The following is a 15641-nucleotide window of genomic DNA, read 5'->3' as shown; positions in this document are numbered from 1 at the left end:
TCCACCGGTCACTGCCCGCGGTTGACGAGCCGGTCGCACCCGGCGTACTCCGGAAGGTGGGGGCTCGCGAAGGGAGTCATCGTGCTCGGCAACCGGATAGTCACGCAGACCACCAGGGACACCGGCCGGCGGGTGCTGGCCACCACGGACGGCATCCATCCCGTGGTCGAGGTCTCGTTCGAGGCGACCGGCGACGTCCTCGGCGTCGGGGTCAGGGAGTTCGCCACCTACGAGTCGCAGCTTCGCTCGGACGGCACGCTGTTCGGCGAGGGCCAGGGCGTGGGCATGAGCGAGCGCGGCGAGGGCTACAGCTGGCACGGCAGCGGCATCGGCCGCTTCACCGGCCCCGGCGGCGCCATGGCGTGGCGCGGCGCGATCTTCTTCGAGAGCCAGTCCGAGTCCTTCGCCCAGCTCAACGACACCGTCGGACTCTTCGAGTACGACACCGACGGCAGCGGCACCGGCAAGGTCACCGTGCACGAGTGGAAGTAGCCCTCCGGGTTCGCGGCGGAATGCGCGACACTGGAGGGTCTGCGTCCCTGCAGACCTGTCAGCCAGTGGAGGGCTTCCCCGCGTGAACGACGGACCGCTCATCGTCCAGAGCGACAAAACTCTTCTTCTGGAGATCGACCACCCCAGGGCCTCCGACTGCCGTCGCGCCATCGCGCCGTTCGCCGAGCTGGAGCGCGCGCCCGAGCACGTGCACACCTACCGGGTGACCCCGCTCGGGCTGTGGAACGCCCGTGCCGCCGGGCACGACGCCGAGCAGGTGGTCGACGCCCTGGTCAACTTCTCCCGCTACCCGGTGCCGCACGCGCTGCTGGTGGACGTGGCCGACACGATGGCCCGCTACGGCCGGCTCAAGCTCACCAAGCACCCCGTCCACGGGCTGGTGCTCTCCACCACCGACCGGCCGGTGCTGGAGGAGGTGCTGCGCTCCAAGAAGATCGCCCCGCTGGTCGGCGCCCGGATCGATCCGGACACCGTCGTCGTGCACCCCTCCGAGCGCGGCCAGATCAAGCAGGTCCTGCTCAAACTCGGCTGGCCCGCCGAGGACTTCGCCGGGTACGTGGACGGCGAGGCGCACCCGATCGAGCTGGACCAGAACGGCTGGCAGCTGCGCCCCTACCAGGCCCAGGCCGTCGAGGGGTTCTGGCACGGCGGCTCGGGCGTGGTCGTGCTGCCCTGCGGCGCCGGCAAGACGCTGGTCGGCGCGGCGGCGATGGCCGAGGCCAAGTCGACCACCCTGATCCTGGTCACCAACACCGTCTCGGCGCGGCAGTGGAAGCACGAGCTGGTCAAGCGCACCTCGCTCACCGAGGACGAGATCGGCGAGTACAGCGGGACGCGCAAGGAGATCCGCCCGGTCACCATCGCCACCTACCAGGTGATGACCACCAAGCGGAAGGGCGTCTACGCCCACCTCGAACTCTTCGACGCCCGCAACTGGGGCCTGGTCGTCTACGACGAGGTCCACCTGCTGCCCGCGCCGGTCTTCAAGTTCACCGCCGACCTCCAGGCCCGCCGCCGGCTCGGCCTGACCGCCACCCTGGTCCGCGAGGACGGGCGCGAGGGCGACGTCTTCTCGCTCATCGGCCCCAAGCGCTTCGACGCGCCCTGGAAGGAGATCGAGGCGCAGGGCTACATCGCGCCCGCCGACTGCTGCGAGGTCCGGGTCACCCTCACCGACTCCGAGCGGCTCTCCTACGCGACCGCCGAGCCCGAGGAGCGCTACCGGTTCTGCGCCACCACGGCGACCAAGCGCCGGGTGGTGGAGGCGCTGGTGAAGAAGCACGAGAAGGACCAGACCCTGATCATCGGCCAGTACATCGACCAGCTCGACGAGCTCGGCGAGGTGCTGGACGCCCCGGTGATCAAGGGCGAGACCAGCAACGCCCAGCGGGAGAAGCTCTTCGAGGCCTTCCGCACCAAGGAGATCAGCGTCCTGGTCGTCTCCAAGGTCGCCAACTTCTCCATCGACCTGCCCGAGGCGACCGTCGCCATCCAGGTCTCCGGGACCTTCGGCTCCCGCCAGGAGGAGGCCCAGCGGCTCGGCCGCGTCCTGCGCCCCAAGGCGGACGGGCACTCGGCGCACTTCTACTCGGTGGTGGCCCGCGACACCGTCGACCAGGACTTCGCCGCCCACCGCCAGCGCTTCCTGGCGGAGCAGGGCTACGCCTACCGCATCATCGACGCGGACGACGTGCTGTAGATCCCGGCGGCGCTCAGTACTTGACGCCGTCGCGCCCGAGGAAGACCACGCGCGCGGCGGTGTCGAGCGCGATGCCGACGTTGCGGACGGCCGTGGTCAGCGGGGAGCGGCGGTGTCCGGGGCCGACCGCGGCGGTGGCCCCGGCCGGGCGGGCGGGGGCGGACTTCTGGGACGGCACTCGCGGCGCCGTGATGTGTACGGTGCTCATGTGTTCCACGGTAGTTTCCGCCCGCCCGAAGCACATCACCCCAAAGGCCGTACCGGGCAGGACGTAGGTCGTCCTCCAGGTGTACGCAGGCCCTGAGGGCCCCGGAGGGGGGAACGGGGTGGAACCCCGAGGCCGCCGGGTCTAGGATCACTCGTCTGCCCCCTCCCGAACCGTGGTACCTGCTGAGTCGCGCAGGCAGCCGGGGGAGGCGCCGACCGCACGGATGGGCCCCTCCTGCCCGTCGCCGGGCAAGGAGGGACGGTCGGCTGTATCCACCGTGAGCTCCAACGATCCGCTGCGCCCGTCTCCGGGGCAGCCGGGAAGGTTCGCTGTGCCCGCCACCCCCACCACCGACCCCCTCCAGCGCGAACGCGACCACCTGGCCGCCTCCCGGGCCGCGCTGCGTGCGATGCGCGAGGACGTCGAGTCCCTGGACATCAGCGACGTGACCGGCACCTGGGTCACCGCCGTCGTGCTCCAGAACCAGATCGAGGCCCGGATCGCCGCCCTGGCCGACCTCTCGCACACCCCGCTGTTCTTCGGCCGCCTCGACTACCTGCACGCGATCAGCGAGGACCTCTCCGAGGGCTCCGGCGGCGAGAACTTCTACATCGGCCGCCGCCACGTCCACGACCACGACGGCGACCCGATGGTGATCGACTGGCGCGCGCCGGTCTCCCAGCCGTTCTACCGGGCCAGCCGCACCGCGCCGATGGACGTCGAGCGCCGCCGCCGCTTCGGCTACACCGGCGGCGAGCTGACCGCCTACGAGGACGAGCACCTCACCGACCCGGCCGAGACGGACACCTCCTCCGCGCTGCTCGCCGCCGAGATCGAGAAGCCCCGCGTCGGCCCGATGCGCGACATCGTCGCCACCATCCAGCCCGAGCAGGACGAGATCGTCCGCGCCGACATCACCGGCACGGTCTGCGTCCAGGGCGCCCCCGGCACCGGGAAGACCGCCGTCGGCCTGCACCGCGTGGCCTACCTGCTGTACGCGCACCGCGAGCGGCTCGCCCGCACGGGCACCCTGGTGATCGGCCCCAACAACGCCTTCCTCTCCTACATCGAGCAGGTGCTGCCCGCCCTCGGCGAGCTGGAGGTGGCCCAGGCCACCGTGCAGCAGCTGGTGGCGCACGTGGAGGTGCGCGGCGAGGACACCGCCGAGGCGGCCCGGCTGAAGGGCGACGCCCGGATGGCCGAGGTGCTGCGCCGGGCCGTGCGTTCGGGCATCACCGCGCCCACCGAGCCCTGCGTGGTGGTCCGCGGCTCCCGCCGCTGGCGCGTGCCGGTGTACGAGCTCGCCGAGATCGTCGAGGAGCTGACCGCCCGCGACATCCGCTACGGCGCGGCCCGGGAGGCCCTGCCCCAGCGGATCGCGCACGCCGTGCTGCTGAAGATGGAGCAGGGCGGCGAGGCGCCGGACGACCGGGTGCAGGACGCGGTGGCCCGCAACGCGGCGGTGAAGGCGACGGTCAAGGAGTGCTGGCCGCCGGTCGATCCGGCCAGGCTGGTGCACCGGCTGCTCTCCGACCCGGAGTTCCTGGCGCGGTGCGCGGAGGGCGTCCTCACCCCCGAGGAGCAGCGCACGGTGCTCTGGTCCAAGCCCGGCCGCTCGGTGCGGACCGCCCGCTGGACGCCGGCCGACGCCGTCCTGGTGGACGAGGCCACCGACCTGGTCCAGCGCACGCCCTCGCTCGGCCACGTGGTGCTGGACGAGGCCCAGGACCTCTCCCCGATGCAGTACCGCGCCGTCGGCCGCCGCTGCACCACCGGCTCGGCGACCGTCCTCGGCGACCTCGCCCAGGGCACCACCCCCTGGGCGACGGCGAGCTGGCCGGACGCGCTGCACCACCTGGGCAAGCCGGCCGCCCACATCGAGGAGCTGACCAAGGGCTTCCGCGTCCCCGAGGAGGTCATCGCCTACGCCTCCCGGCTGCTGCCCGCGATCGCCCCCGGTCTCGCCCCCGCGACATCCGTGCGCGCGGCGCCCGGCTCGCTGACGATCACCCGCGTCCCGGCCGACGGGCTGGAGAAGGCGGTCGTCGAGGCCTGCCACCGGGCCCTGGAGCACGAGGGCTCGACCGGTCTGATCGCCGCCGACGCGCGCGTCCCGCTGCTCGCCGCGGCACTGACGGCGGCCGGCCTGCCGTTCCTCTCCCCCGGCGCCGAGACCAGCGCCGAGGCCCGGCTGACCCTCGTCCCGGCCTCGCTGGCCAAGGGTCTGGAGTACGACTACGTGGTGCTGGACGAGCCGGCCGCGGTGGTCGCCGGCGAGCCGGACGAGCGGACCGGCCTGCGCCGCCTGTACGTGGCGCTGACCCGTGCCGTCTCCGGGCTGACGGTGCTGCACGCCGAGCCGCTGCCCGACCGGCTGGGCTGACCGCGCCGGGCCCGGGACGCGCGAAGGGGACCGGCGGTATCCGCCGGTCCCCTTCGCGCGTCGAGTCGCGGACCGCCGATCGCTCAACTGTCGGCGCTCTCACGCTCAGCCATCGATCAGGGACCGCCACTCGGCGACCTTGGAGGCGTCCACGGGGGACTGCCACCCGGCGACCCGCACCGCTCCGCCGACGTGGAAGCCGTCGAAGCCCGCCGCCCGCAAACCGGGCAGGTGTTCGGCCCGCAGGCCGCCGCCGATCAGGATCCGCTGCCCGTACCCCGGCTCGCCGGCCCTGGCCAGCTCGGCCAGCAGCACCTCCCGGCCCGCGTCCACCCCGGCCACCGCGCCCGAGGTGAGGTAGGTGTCCAGCCCGGGCAGCGCGCCGAGGGCCGCCCGGAGGGCGGCCCGGTCGGCGCTGTGGTCGATCGCCCGGTGGAACGTCCAGCGGCAGCCCGCCACCGCGTCGGCGACGGCCTCGGTGGCGGCGAGGTCGACGGCGCCGTCGGCCGTCAGGAAGCCGAAGACGAACTCGTCGGCGCCCTCGGCCCGCAGCGCGGCGGCCCGGGCCACCAGCTCGTCCAGGTCGCCCGGCGCGAAGCCGTCCCGGACGCGCAGCATGACGCGCAGCGGCAGCTCCACGGCGGCCCGGATCTTGGCGAAGTCCTCGACCGACGGGGTGAGCCCGTCGGCGGCCATGTCCGTGACCAGTTCGAGCCGGTCGGCGCCGCCCGACTCGGCGGCCTGGGCGTCCTGGGGCGTCAGCGCGATGACTTCGAAAATTGGTCTAGACATATCAGACAGCCTGCCACATCGCGAGGCGCCCGGCGAGGCCCGTACGGCCGATCGGTCACAGAGCCGAGCGGCGCAGACCCTCGATACCCCGCCAGCCGATCCCGGCCACCGCCACGAACGCCGCGCCGACCGCGCCGACCCCCAACAGGTTCCAGATCCCACCGGCCGACTCCCAGAGGCTGAACAGGCTGAACGAGAGGGTCAGCGGCAGCACCGCCAGCCCGATCGCCGCCGGCACCAGCCAACCGCGCGCCGCGGCGCACACCAGCAGCAGCGGAACCGCCAGCAGCAGGGCGGCCCACGGGTCGTTCATCAGGTACCGGGTGTCCCAGCCGCCCTGGGCGCTGACCACCAGCAGACCCCCGACCGCGCCCAGCGGCACCAGGGCCGCGGTCCGCCAGGTCGGCCGGCCCAGCAGGTCCCCCGGCGCGGCGAGCACCAGCAGACCGGACAGCACGAACGGCAGCGCGGAGGTGGAGCTGTAGGAGAACCACCACCAGTCGACGAACTCCACGCTCAGGACGGAGTCGGCCAGGTTCAGCAGACCGGCACCGATCACCGCGACCGACAGGACCCGGGCCGCCGTCCAGTGCCCCAGCACCGCGGCCACCGCCAGCAGCAGCGAGGCCACCGGCAGCGCGAACACGTTCAGCGCCAGCAGGACCGAGGAGTGCGCCCCCTGGATCCGCCAGGCGATCAGGTCGGGGTCGCTGACCCACGGGTAGAGGGCGGCCCCCGCGGCGGTGCCGGCCACCAGCGGAACCGCCAGCGCCAGCAGCCGCCCGGCCGCCGAGGCCGAGGTCAGCCGGGCGCGCATCCGCAGGCCGTAGGCGGCGAGGTCCAGCGCCTCCCGCAGCAGGGTGGGCCGGTCCGCCTCCGCCGTGGTGTCGGCGAAGACCGCGGCCAGCTCCTCGCCGCGCTCGCGGCGGTAGCGGGCCGGGTAGAGCTGGAGCGCCGCCCGCAGGGCGACCGGCCGGTCGATGGTCTGCATGCTCACGCGAAGACCCCCCTGACCATCGAGAGCACGGCGGAGAGCCGGCGCTCGGCCTCGGAGGCGACGGCCCGCAGCCGCCCCGCCTCGGCCGCCAGCGCGCCGCGGCCGGCCGGCGTCAGCGCGTAGCTGCGCCGGGCCCGGCCGTCCACGACCTCCTCGGCGGCGACCTCGATCAGGCCCTGCTGGAGCAGCCGGTCGAGCGCGCCGTAGAGGGTGCCGGTGCGCATCTTCACCCGGCCGTCGGAGATCGCGGCGACCTCCTGGATGAGCGCGTAGCCGTGTCTGGGCGCGTCGGCCAGCGCGGTGAGCAGAAGCAGCGTCGGCTCCTGCATGGCTCGTTCTGTCATAGGACTACATATATCGTCAAACTACATATGCGTCCAGTGGACCCGCCGGACTCCGCCCGTGCCGCGACCGGCACCCGCCAGAATGAGCCCATGCCGAACCAGCCCGCCGCCCCCGTCCCGGCCGACCTGCTCGCCGACTGGACCGCCCTGCTGCGCCGCTGCGGCGCCGCCGCCGACCCCGCGCCGTACGGCCGCGACCTGCTGGGCCGCTGGGCCGAACCGCAGCGCCGCTACCACACCACCGCCCACCTGCGGGCGGTGCTCGGCCACGTGGACGTGCTCGCCGCGCACGCCGGGGACCCGGACACCGTCCGGCTGGCCGCCTGGTTCCACGACGCCGTCTACCGCCCGGACCGCTCCGAGAACGAGGAGCGCAGCGCCGCCCTCGCCGTCCGGGCGCTCACCGAGGCGGGCCTGTCCGGACCGCGGACCGCCGAGGTGGCCCGTCTGGTCCGGCTCACCGTCTCGCACCGCCCCGAGCCCGGCGACCGGGACGGCGAGGTGCTCTGCGACGCGGACCTCGCCGTCCTCGGCGGCGACCCGCGGGCGTACGCCGCCTACGCGGCCGCGGTGCGCGAGGAGTACGCCTTCGTCCCGGAGCCGGACTTCCGCGCCGGGCGGGCCGACATCCTGCGCCGGCTCCTGGCCCTGCCCGCGCTCTACCGCACGCCCCTCGCCCGCGAGCGCTTCGACGCCGCCGCCCGGGCCAACCTGGCGGCCGAACTCGACCGGCTCGAAGGCTGACGCGCCGACTCGATCACTCACTGAGCGGCCGGGTCCGCCCAGGACGCGCGAAGGCCCGGCCCGGCGCACGGAGCGCCGGAACCGGGCCGGGGCAGGATCAGCCGTCGAGCCGGCCGACGGGCGCCACCACCGCCCCCGCCTTGCCGCAGACCCAGTGCGGCTCCGGCCCCAGCTCGGGCTCGACGCCCAGCGCGTGCGGGTCCCCGTCGGCCGCGCACGAGGTGCAGAGCGGCCAGCGGCCGTAGGCCTCCAGCAGTGCGTCCTGGACGTCCTGGGCGACCAGCCCGAGCACGTACTCGGCGCCGTCCGGCCACTGCTCGAGCCACCACCGGCGGTGCGTCACGGCGTCCTCGACCAGCGACACCACGGCGGCGTCCGCCACGTCCCGCGCGGTCAGGTCGGCCAGGATCAGCGCCCGCGCGTTGTGCAGGGCGGTCTCGATGTCATCAGCGGTGGCAGCCATCCGTCCATTGTCCCAAAACGGCGCCGGACACAACGCCGCACGGGCGGCTCCCCGAGGGGAACCGCCCGTGCGATCGGGAAACGACCGATCCCGGAGGGGATCAGAAGTCCATGTCACCGCCCGGCATGCCGCCGCCGGCGGCCGCGGCGGCCTTCTCCGGCTTGTCGGCGATGACGGCCTCGGTGGTGAGGAAGAGCGCCGCGATGGAGGCGGCGTTCTGCAGCGCGGAACGGGTGACCTTCGCCGGGTCGATGATGCCCTCGGCGATGAGGTCGACGTAGGTGTTGGTGGCGGCGTTCAGGCCGTGACCGGCGGGGAGGTTGCGCACCTTCTCCACCACGACACCGCCCTCAAGGCCGGCGTTGGTCGCGATCTGCTTGATCGGGGCCTCCAGCGCCACGCGGACGATGTTGGCACCGGTGGCCTCGTCGCCCTCCAGCTCCAGCTTGTCGAACGCGACACCGGCCTGCAGCAGCGCGACGCCACCACCGGCGACGATGCCCTCCTCGACGGCGGCCTTCGCGTTGCGGACGGCGTCCTCGATGCGGTGCTTGCGCTCCTTGAGCTCCACCTCGGTGGCCGCGCCGGCCTTGATGACGGCCACGCCGCCGGCCAGCTTGGCGAGGCGCTCCTGGAGCTTCTCGCGGTCGTAGTCCGAGTCGCTGTTCTCGATCTCGGCACGGATCTGGTTCACGCGGCCGGCGACCTGGTCGCTGTCGCCGCCACCGTCGACGATGGTGGTCTCGTCCTTGGTGATGACCACCTTGCGGGCGGTGCCCAGCAGGTCGACGCCGGCGTTCTCCAGCTTGAGGCCGACCTCCTCGGAGATCACGGTGCCACCGGTGAGGATGGCGATGTCGCCGAGCATGGCCTTGCGGCGGTCGCCGAAGCCCGGGGCCTTGACGGCGACGGACTTGAAGGTGCCGCGGATCTTGTTCACGACCAGGGTCGACAGGGCCTCGCCCTCGACGTCCTCGGCGATGATGACGAGCGGCTTGCCGCTCTGCATGACCTTCTCCAGCAGCGGGAGCAGGTCCTTGACCGAGCCGATCTTGGAGTTGGCGATGAGGATGTACGGGTCCTCGAACGTCGCCTCCATCCGCTCCAGGTCGGTGGCGAAGTAGGCGGAGATGTAGCCCTTGTCGAAGCGCATGCCCTCGGTGAGCTCGAGCTCCAGACCGAAGGTGTTGCTCTCCTCGACGGTGATGACGCCTTCCTTGCCGACCTTGTCCATGGCCTCGGCGATGAGCTCGCCGATCTGGGTGTCGGCGGCCGAGATGGAGGCGGTGGAGGCGATCTGCTCCTTGGTCTCCACGTCCTTGGCCTGGGCCAGCAGCTGGTCCGAGACGGCCTGGACGGCCTTCTCGATACCGCGCTTCAGGGCCATCGGGTTGGCGCCGGCGGCGACGTTGCGCAGACCCTCGCGAACGAGCGCCTGGGCCAGCACGGTGGCGGTGGTGGTGCCGTCACCCGCGACGTCGTCGGTCTTCTTGGCGACCTCCTTGACGAGCTCCGCGCCGATCTTCTCGTAGGGGTCCTCGAGCTCGATCTCCTTGGCGATGGAGACACCGTCGTTGGTGATCGTGGGGGCGCCCCACTTCTTCTCCAGCACGACGTTGCGGCCCTTGGGGCCGAGCGTGACCTTCACCGCGTCGGCGAGCTGGTTCATGCCACGCTCAAGGCCGCGGCGAGCTTCCTCATCAAAGGCGATGATCTTGGCCATCAGAAGTGGTCCTCCGGGACACGGTCGACTGCTCGGACCAAGGGGTGCCCGCGACGGACGGCCCTGGTGTGCGGGGGTCCTTTCCCCTACCGCTCCCGGGGGCCTCACCGACCCAGTCCGCTGTCACTCTCACACTGTGAGTGCTAACGCCAATGATTAGCACTCCGGGTAGGCGAGTGCAAGCCCAATCGCCCAACCCGCGAGCCGCGTCCGCCCCCTGCGGCCGCCGTCGGCGAGCCCCCGACGAGCCCCCGGCGGGCCGCCGCCGGGCCGCCGCCGGGGTGTCCGGCACCCCCGCGCCGGACGCCGCGCGGGCCCCCGCCGGACATGCCGACGGGCCCGTACGACATGTGTCGTACGGGCCCGTCGTGAAGCAAGAGGCGCACCAGCCGAATGGGCCGAGCCGAACTCCTGGGGTCGGAAAGGTCAGACCGCGGCGCGGACCATGTCCGCCTGCGGGCCCTTCTGCCCCTGAGAGATCTCGAACTCGACCCGCTGGCCCTCCTCAAGGGTGCGGTAGCCGTCCATCTGGATCGCGCTGTAGTGGACGAAGACGTCCGCACCACCGTCGACCGCGATGAAGCCGTAGCCCTTCTCCGCGTTGAACCACTTGACGGTGCCCTGAGCCATTCCGAACTCCCCTAGTGCTGTGCTGGCCCTTCACGCGCCCGCAGGTCGCGGGCCCGGGTCTGGTTTGAGGCCGGCCCGGGGAACCCCCCCTGGGCGCAGCCGTGCACGCCACAATCGTCCGCGGAGACCACCGGAAGGCCTCCGGTGAGCGGGTGATTGCGTCGACCGCGGCTGAATGTATCCGGATCGACGCCCTCTGCAACAGGGTCAACCGCTGGGAATTCCCTAGGTCCGCCAGGGGACAGGCCAGACCAAAGCGGGAGGAAATCGGCATTTCACGCCGGACATAGCGGACGAATTACTCAAATGCCTTCGAGAATTCTGACATCGGCCTGACATGTTTCACGGTCACGGCCCCGGCGCCGGTCTCAGCGGCCGGACAGACACCGGCGGTACGGGCGCGGACGGAGTTCGAGTACCGGCGCGAGGGGGGTGGGGCGGCCCTCTTCCCGGACGAGCCACACTCTACTCCCCCGGACCGCGAAATATTCCCGCCGGAATGCGGCGGGCCGCCCGCGCGTACGGAGATCGGAATTCCGTGCGCACGGGCGGCCCGGTCGAAAACGGGTCGGCCGGTGAAAGGCCTGGTCGGAAAGGGGCGGATCAGCAGCCGCCGGCCACCGCGGGAATGATCGAAACGCTCGCGCCGTCCTTGATCTCGGTGGCCAGGCCCTCGGCGAACCGGACGTCGTCGTCGTTGACGTAGACGTTGACGAACCGGCGCAGCTTGCCGGCGTCGTCCAGGATCCGGGCGGCGATCCCGGCGTGGTTCCGCTCCAGGTCGGCGATGACGTCGCCCAGGGTGGCGCCCTCGGCGGCCACCTCGGCGGCGCCGCCGGTGTAGGTGCGCAGGATGGTCGGGATGCGGACGGTGGCGCTCATGGGGGATCTCCTCGGGCGGTGCGGCCGGGCGGCCGGTACGGGCTGCGGGGGCTGCGGACGGGTCAGGCGGACGCGAGGCCGGCGTCGCGGAACGAGGCCAGCGTCGGGCGGATGACGGTGGTCATCCCGGAGTCGGAGACGGCGTCCAGCGTCTTCAGGCCGTCACCGGTGTTGATCGCGACGGTCTCCTTGGCCGGATCCAGCTGTCCGGTCTCGACCAGCTTCTTCAGCACGCCGACGGTCACCCCGCCCGCGGTCTCGGCGAAGATGCCCTCGGTCCGGGCCAGCAGCTTGATCGCGGCGACCACCTCGGCGTCGGTGACGTCCTCGACCGCCCCGCCGGTGCGCCGGGCGATGTCCAGCACGTAGGGGCCGTCGGCCGGGTTGCCGATCGCCAGCGACTTGGCGATGGTGTCCGGCTTGACCGGCCGGATCACGTCCTGGCCGGCCTTGAAGGCCGCCGACACCGGCGAGCAGCCCGCCGCCTGGGCGCCGAAGATCCGGTAGGGCCGGTCCTCGACCAGGCCCAGCTTGATCAGCTCCTGCAGGCCCTTGTCGATCTTCGTCAGCTGCGAGCCCGAGGCGATCGGGATGACGATCTGCTCCGGCAGCCGCCAGCCGAGCTGCTCGCAGATCTCGTACGCCAGCGTCTTGGAGCCCTCGCCGTAGTACGGGCGCAGGTTGACGTTGACGAAGCCCCAGCCCTCACCGGCCGGGTCGCCGATCAGCTCCGAGCAGAAGCGGTTCACGTCGTCGTAGTTGCCCTCGATGCCGACCAGCTCGCCGCCGTAGACACCGGCCATGACGACCTTGCCCTGCTCCAGGTCGTGCGGGATGAACACGCAGGACTTGAACCCGGCCCGGGCCGCCGCCGCGCCCACCGCGCCGGCCAGGTTGCCGGTCGAGGAGCAGGAGAGGGTCGTGAAGCGGAACGCGCGGGCCGCCTCGATCGCGCAGGCGACCACCCGGTCCTTGAAGGAGTGCGTCGGGTTGCCGGAGTCGTCCTTGACGTGCAGCTGGGCGGTGAACCCGAGCTCGCGGCCCAGGTTGTCCGCCTTCACCAGCGGGGTCCACCCCGGGTTGAGGTTCGGCTTGTCGGCCACGTCGGCCGGGACGGGCAGCAGCGGGGCGTAGCGCCAGATCGACGCCGGACCGGCCTCGATCCGCTTGCGGAGCTCCTCCGCGCCCTCGCTCCCGAAGTCGTAGGCGATCTCCAGCGGCCCGAAGCACTCCAGGCAGGCGAAGCTGGGACCGAGCGGGAACCGGGTACCGCACTCCCGACAGGACAGTGCGACGGCGGGACCGAGATCAACGGTCGCGGGGGCGGCTGCGGCGGTGTCGATAGCCATGATGGCGGAGGCCTCTCTCCTCATCTTCCCCGTGACGCGGGCGCGCCACAGGCCGGAATTGGCACCTGTCCCGCCGGGGCCGGAGGCCAGCCGTGCGAGAAGGTTGCCGGGACGTCAACGGGCCGTTCCCTCAGTCCCTCTGGATGAGCTCTGTGAAGTTGTGGTCCTGCTCAGCGGCGACCCCGGCGTGCGAAGGTCCGATCGCTGTACGAAGACTGTATCCGAAGGCGTCAACCCTGAACGGGACCGTCCGCCACGCGAGATGCCCCGTCCCACCCCGACCCGTCGAGGAGAGTTCCGTGCCCGCCGAACCGACACCCGCGCTCCTCCCGAAGGCGGCGTCCTGGCTGCGCCGCCGCTCCTGGAGCGCGGCCGACCGCCCGGTGGGCGCCCTGCTGGCGGCCAAGCAGGCGGCGGGTCGGGCCGGCACCGTCAGCGTGGTGCTGCCCGCCCTGGACGAGGAGGCCACCGTCGGCGACATCGTCCGCACCGTGCGCCGCGAGCTGATGGAGCGCCTGCCCCTCGTCGACGAACTCGTCGTCGTCGACTCCGGCTCCGTCGACGGCACCGCCGCCGCGGCCGCCGAGGCCGGCGCCCGGGTCGTCCACCGCGACGACATCCTGCCCCGGCTGCCCGCCTCCCCCGGCAAGGGCGAGGTGCTCTGGCGCTCGCTGCTGGTCACCAGCGGCGAGATCGTCTGCTTCGTCGACGCCGACCTGCGCTCCTTCGACCCCGCCTTCGTCTCCGGCATCATCGGCCCGCTGCTCACCGAGCCGGACATCCAACTGGTCAAGGCCATGTACGACCGGCCGCTCGAAGTGACGAACGGCTCCGGCTCCGGCGACGCCGCCGTGGTCCCCTCCGGCGGCGGACGGGTCACCGAGCTGGTCGCCCGCCCCCTGCTCAACCTGCACTGGCCGGAACTCGCCGGTTTCGTCCAGCCGCTCGGCGGCGAGTACGCGGCCCGCCGCTCGCTGCTCGAACGGCTGCCGTTCCCCACCGGCTACGGCGTCGAGCTCGGCCTCCTGGTGGACGCCCTGGAGCTCGCCGGCCTGGACGCCCTCGCCCAGGTGGACGTCGGCGTACGCCACCACCGCCACCAGGACAGCCAGGCACTCGGCCGGATGGCCGCCACCATCTACCGCACCGCCCTGGAACGCCTGGACCGGACCCACCGGCTGAAGGCCTCCGCCGACCTGGTCCATCCGCTGCTCACCCAGTTCACCCGGGACCCGCGCACCGCGGCCGGGCCCCCGGCCGGCGGCGCCGCCATCTTCACCCCGCACACCCATGCGATCACGGCGGAGGAACGGCCCCCGATGCACACCGTCCCGGAGTACGCCGCCCACCACGGCCACCAGGCCTGACGCCGGACGGGGGTTTGCCGACCCGGGCCCACGGCAACGTACCAACCATGGGCGATCTCACGACCGAACGTTCGAGTGCGACCGGTTCCGCCACCGTACTGGTGGCCTCCAACCGGGGACCGGTGTCATTCAGTACCGCGGCCGACGGCACCCTGAGCCTGCGCCGGGGCGGCGGCGGGCTGGTGTCCGGACTCTCCGCGATCGACGACCCGCATGCCGTCTGGGTCTGCGCGGCGCTCGGCGACGCCGACCGCCGGGCCGCCCGGGAGGCACCCGACGGCCGCCTCGACCGGGCCGGCCACGACGTCGGCGGACAGGCCGTCCGGATGCTGGACATAGACCCGGAGACCTTCGCGGCCGCCTACAACGGCGTCGCCAACTCCACCCTCTGGTTCGTCCACCACCTGCTCTACGCCACCCCGACGGCCCCCTCCTTCGGCGCGGAGTTCCGCTCCGAATGGCAGTCCTACCGCGCCTACAACGCCGCCTTCGCCGAGGCCCTCGCCGCCGAGGCCGCGCCCGGGGCCGCGGTACTGATCCAGGACTACCACCTCTCGCTGGCCCCGGCCCTGCTCCGGACCGCCCGCCCCGACCTGCGCATCGGCCACTTCTCGCACACCCCGTGGGCCCCGCCCGAGTACTTCCGGCTGCTGCCGGACGACGTCGCCGAGAGCGTCCTGACCGGCATCCTCGGCGCCGACCGGGCCGCCTTCCTCACCCGCCGCTGGGCCCTCGCCTTCGCCGACTGCTGCGCGGACGTCCTCGGCGCGGACGTCGACCGCGAGGCCCTCACCGTGACGCACGCGGGCCGCACCACCCGGCTCGGCGTGCACGCCCTCGGGGCCGACGCCGACTTCCTGCGCGAGCGGTCCCACCGCCCGGACGTCGACGAGCGGCTCGCCACCCTGCGCGAGGCGGTCGGCGGGCGGCGCACGGTCGTCCGGGTCGACCGCACCGAGCTGAGCAAGAACATCGTCCGCGGCTTCCAGGCCTACCGGCACCTGCTCCGCACCCGCCCCGAGTGGCTGGACAGCGTGGTGCACATCGCCTTCGCCTACCCCTCGCGCACCGACCTCGCCGAGTACCGCGCCTACACCGCCGAGGTCGAGCGGCTCGCCGCCGAGATCAACGCGGAGTTCGGCACCGCCGACTGGCAGCCGCTGATCCTGCACGTCAACGACGACTTCCCGCGCTCCCTCGCGGCCTACCGGCTGGCCGACGTCGCCCTGGTGAACCCGATCCGCGACGGCATGAACCTGGTGGCCAAGGAGGTACCGGTGGTCTCCGACCGCGGCTGCGCCCTGGTGCTCTCCCGCGAGGCCGGCGCCCACGCGGAGCTGGCCGACGACGCCCTGTGCGTCAACCCGTACGACGTCATCGCCACCGCGGAGGCCCTGCACACGGCGCTCACCATGCCCGAGGGCGAGCGGGCCGACCGGACCAAGCGCCTCGCCGCCGCCTCGACGGCGCTGCCGCCGCAGCAGTGGTTCCTCGACCAGCTGACGGCGCTGGACTGACCGCCGCCGTGCCGGCCGGCGCCCCGACCG

At 72.8% G+C, this 15641-nt stretch carries 15 protein-coding genes and 1 riboswitch; of the genes, 6 read left to right on the top strand and 9 right to left on the bottom strand.

Features of this window, described 5'->3' with window-relative positions; translation table 11 throughout:
- Positions 1 to 81 precede the first annotated feature (81 nt).
- Positions 82 to 492: a hypothetical protein gene (locus tag ACFWA9_RS26080; RefSeq protein WP_329489158.1), complete on the top strand. Its 411-nt coding sequence runs from the start codon at positions 82 to 84 to the stop codon at positions 490 to 492.
- An 82-nt stretch (positions 493 to 574) separates the two neighbouring features.
- Positions 575 to 2212, top strand: a complete 1638-nt coding sequence (locus ACFWA9_RS26075) for a DNA repair helicase XPB (RefSeq protein WP_329489157.1) — start codon at positions 575 to 577, stop codon at positions 2210 to 2212.
- A 13-nt stretch (positions 2213 to 2225) separates the two neighbouring features.
- On the opposite strand, the gene ACFWA9_RS26070 is transcribed toward ACFWA9_RS26075, so the two are convergent.
- On the bottom strand, positions 2226 to 2420 hold the full coding sequence (locus ACFWA9_RS26070) for a hypothetical protein (protein ID WP_329489156.1): 195 nt from the start codon (positions 2418 to 2420) through the stop codon (positions 2226 to 2228).
- A 223-nt stretch (positions 2421 to 2643) separates the two neighbouring features.
- On the opposite strand from ACFWA9_RS26070, the gene ACFWA9_RS26065 reads away from it, so the two are divergent.
- Entirely contained in the window at positions 2644 to 4803 is a 2160-nt protein-coding gene (locus ACFWA9_RS26065; RefSeq protein ID WP_380390128.1) for a HelD family protein, read from the top strand.
- 105 nt (positions 4804 to 4908) lie between these two features.
- Here the strand turns inward: ACFWA9_RS26065 and ACFWA9_RS26060 are convergent, their stop codons facing one another.
- From ACFWA9_RS26060 to ACFWA9_RS26050, 3 genes are read right to left on the bottom strand one after another with little or no spacing between them, the layout of a single operon-like run.
- Positions 4909 to 5595 (bottom strand): copper homeostasis protein CutC, encoded by a 687-nt coding sequence (locus ACFWA9_RS26060; protein ID WP_380390127.1) that lies wholly within the window; start codon positions 5593 to 5595, stop codon positions 4909 to 4911.
- Between the two features lie 55 nt (positions 5596 to 5650).
- Positions 5651 to 6592 (bottom strand): hypothetical protein, encoded by a 942-nt coding sequence (locus ACFWA9_RS26055; RefSeq protein WP_380390125.1) that lies wholly within the window; start codon positions 6590 to 6592, stop codon positions 5651 to 5653.
- Positions 6589 to 6936, bottom strand: coding sequence for a PadR family transcriptional regulator (locus tag ACFWA9_RS26050; protein ID WP_352297299.1), 348 nt, complete (start codon positions 6934 to 6936; stop codon positions 6589 to 6591). The genes ACFWA9_RS26055 and ACFWA9_RS26050 overlap by 4 nt, the downstream gene beginning before the upstream one ends.
- A 90-nt stretch (positions 6937 to 7026) precedes the next feature.
- Here ACFWA9_RS26050 and ACFWA9_RS26045 point away from each other — a divergent pair, with 90 nt between their 5' ends.
- Positions 7027 to 7680: a hypothetical protein gene (locus ACFWA9_RS26045; RefSeq protein ID WP_380390123.1), complete on the top strand. Its 654-nt coding sequence runs from the start codon at positions 7027 to 7029 to the stop codon at positions 7678 to 7680.
- A 97-nt stretch (positions 7681 to 7777) separates the two neighbouring features.
- Here ACFWA9_RS26045 and ACFWA9_RS26040 read toward each other — a convergent pair whose 3' ends face one another.
- From ACFWA9_RS26040 to thrC, 5 genes are all read right to left on the bottom strand, one after another.
- Entirely contained in the window at positions 7778 to 8143 is a 366-nt protein-coding gene (locus tag ACFWA9_RS26040; protein WP_329489150.1) for a hypothetical protein, read from the bottom strand.
- Positions 8144 to 8243: 100 nt separating this feature from the next.
- Complete coding sequence (groL, locus tag ACFWA9_RS26035) at positions 8244 to 9866, bottom strand: chaperonin GroEL (protein WP_329489149.1); 1623 nt, start codon at positions 9864 to 9866, stop codon at positions 8244 to 8246.
- A gap of 426 nt (positions 9867 to 10292) precedes the next feature.
- Positions 10293 to 10496, bottom strand: a complete 204-nt coding sequence (locus ACFWA9_RS26030; RefSeq protein WP_030289665.1) for a cold-shock protein — start codon at positions 10494 to 10496, stop codon at positions 10293 to 10295.
- A gap of 603 nt (positions 10497 to 11099) precedes the next feature.
- Positions 11100 to 11378, bottom strand: a complete 279-nt coding sequence (locus ACFWA9_RS26025) for a ubiquitin-like small modifier protein 1 (RefSeq protein WP_329489148.1) — start codon at positions 11376 to 11378, stop codon at positions 11100 to 11102.
- 62 nt (positions 11379 to 11440) lie between these two features.
- Positions 11441 to 12727, bottom strand: coding sequence for a threonine synthase (thrC, locus tag ACFWA9_RS26020; protein WP_380390120.1), 1287 nt, complete (start codon positions 12725 to 12727; stop codon positions 11441 to 11443).
- A 17-nt stretch (positions 12728 to 12744) separates the two neighbouring features.
- Positions 12745 to 12877, bottom strand: a riboswitch (SAM riboswitch).
- A gap of 149 nt (positions 12878 to 13026) precedes the next feature.
- On the opposite strand from thrC, the gene ACFWA9_RS26015 reads away from it, so the two are divergent.
- Together ACFWA9_RS26015 and ACFWA9_RS26010 are read left to right on the top strand one after the other, a co-directional pair.
- The gene (locus tag ACFWA9_RS26015) at positions 13027 to 14094 is read left to right on the top strand and encodes a glucosyl-3-phosphoglycerate synthase (protein ID WP_329489146.1); all 1068 of its coding nucleotides are present in this window, start codon (positions 13027 to 13029) and stop codon (positions 14092 to 14094) included.
- A gap of 47 nt (positions 14095 to 14141) precedes the next feature.
- Positions 14142 to 15611, top strand: coding sequence for a trehalose-6-phosphate synthase (locus tag ACFWA9_RS26010; RefSeq protein ID WP_380390118.1), 1470 nt, complete (start codon positions 14142 to 14144; stop codon positions 15609 to 15611).
- The last annotated feature ends 30 nt before the right edge of the window (positions 15612 to 15641 follow it).

This window comes from Kitasatospora sp. NPDC059973, assembly GCF_042737525.1.
In the GTDB taxonomy this organism is placed as follows: Bacteria; Actinomycetota; Actinomycetes; order Streptomycetales; family Streptomycetaceae; genus Kitasatospora.
Note: the sequence above shows the minus strand (reverse complement) of the source record. Positions and strands in the feature narration are given on the sequence as shown.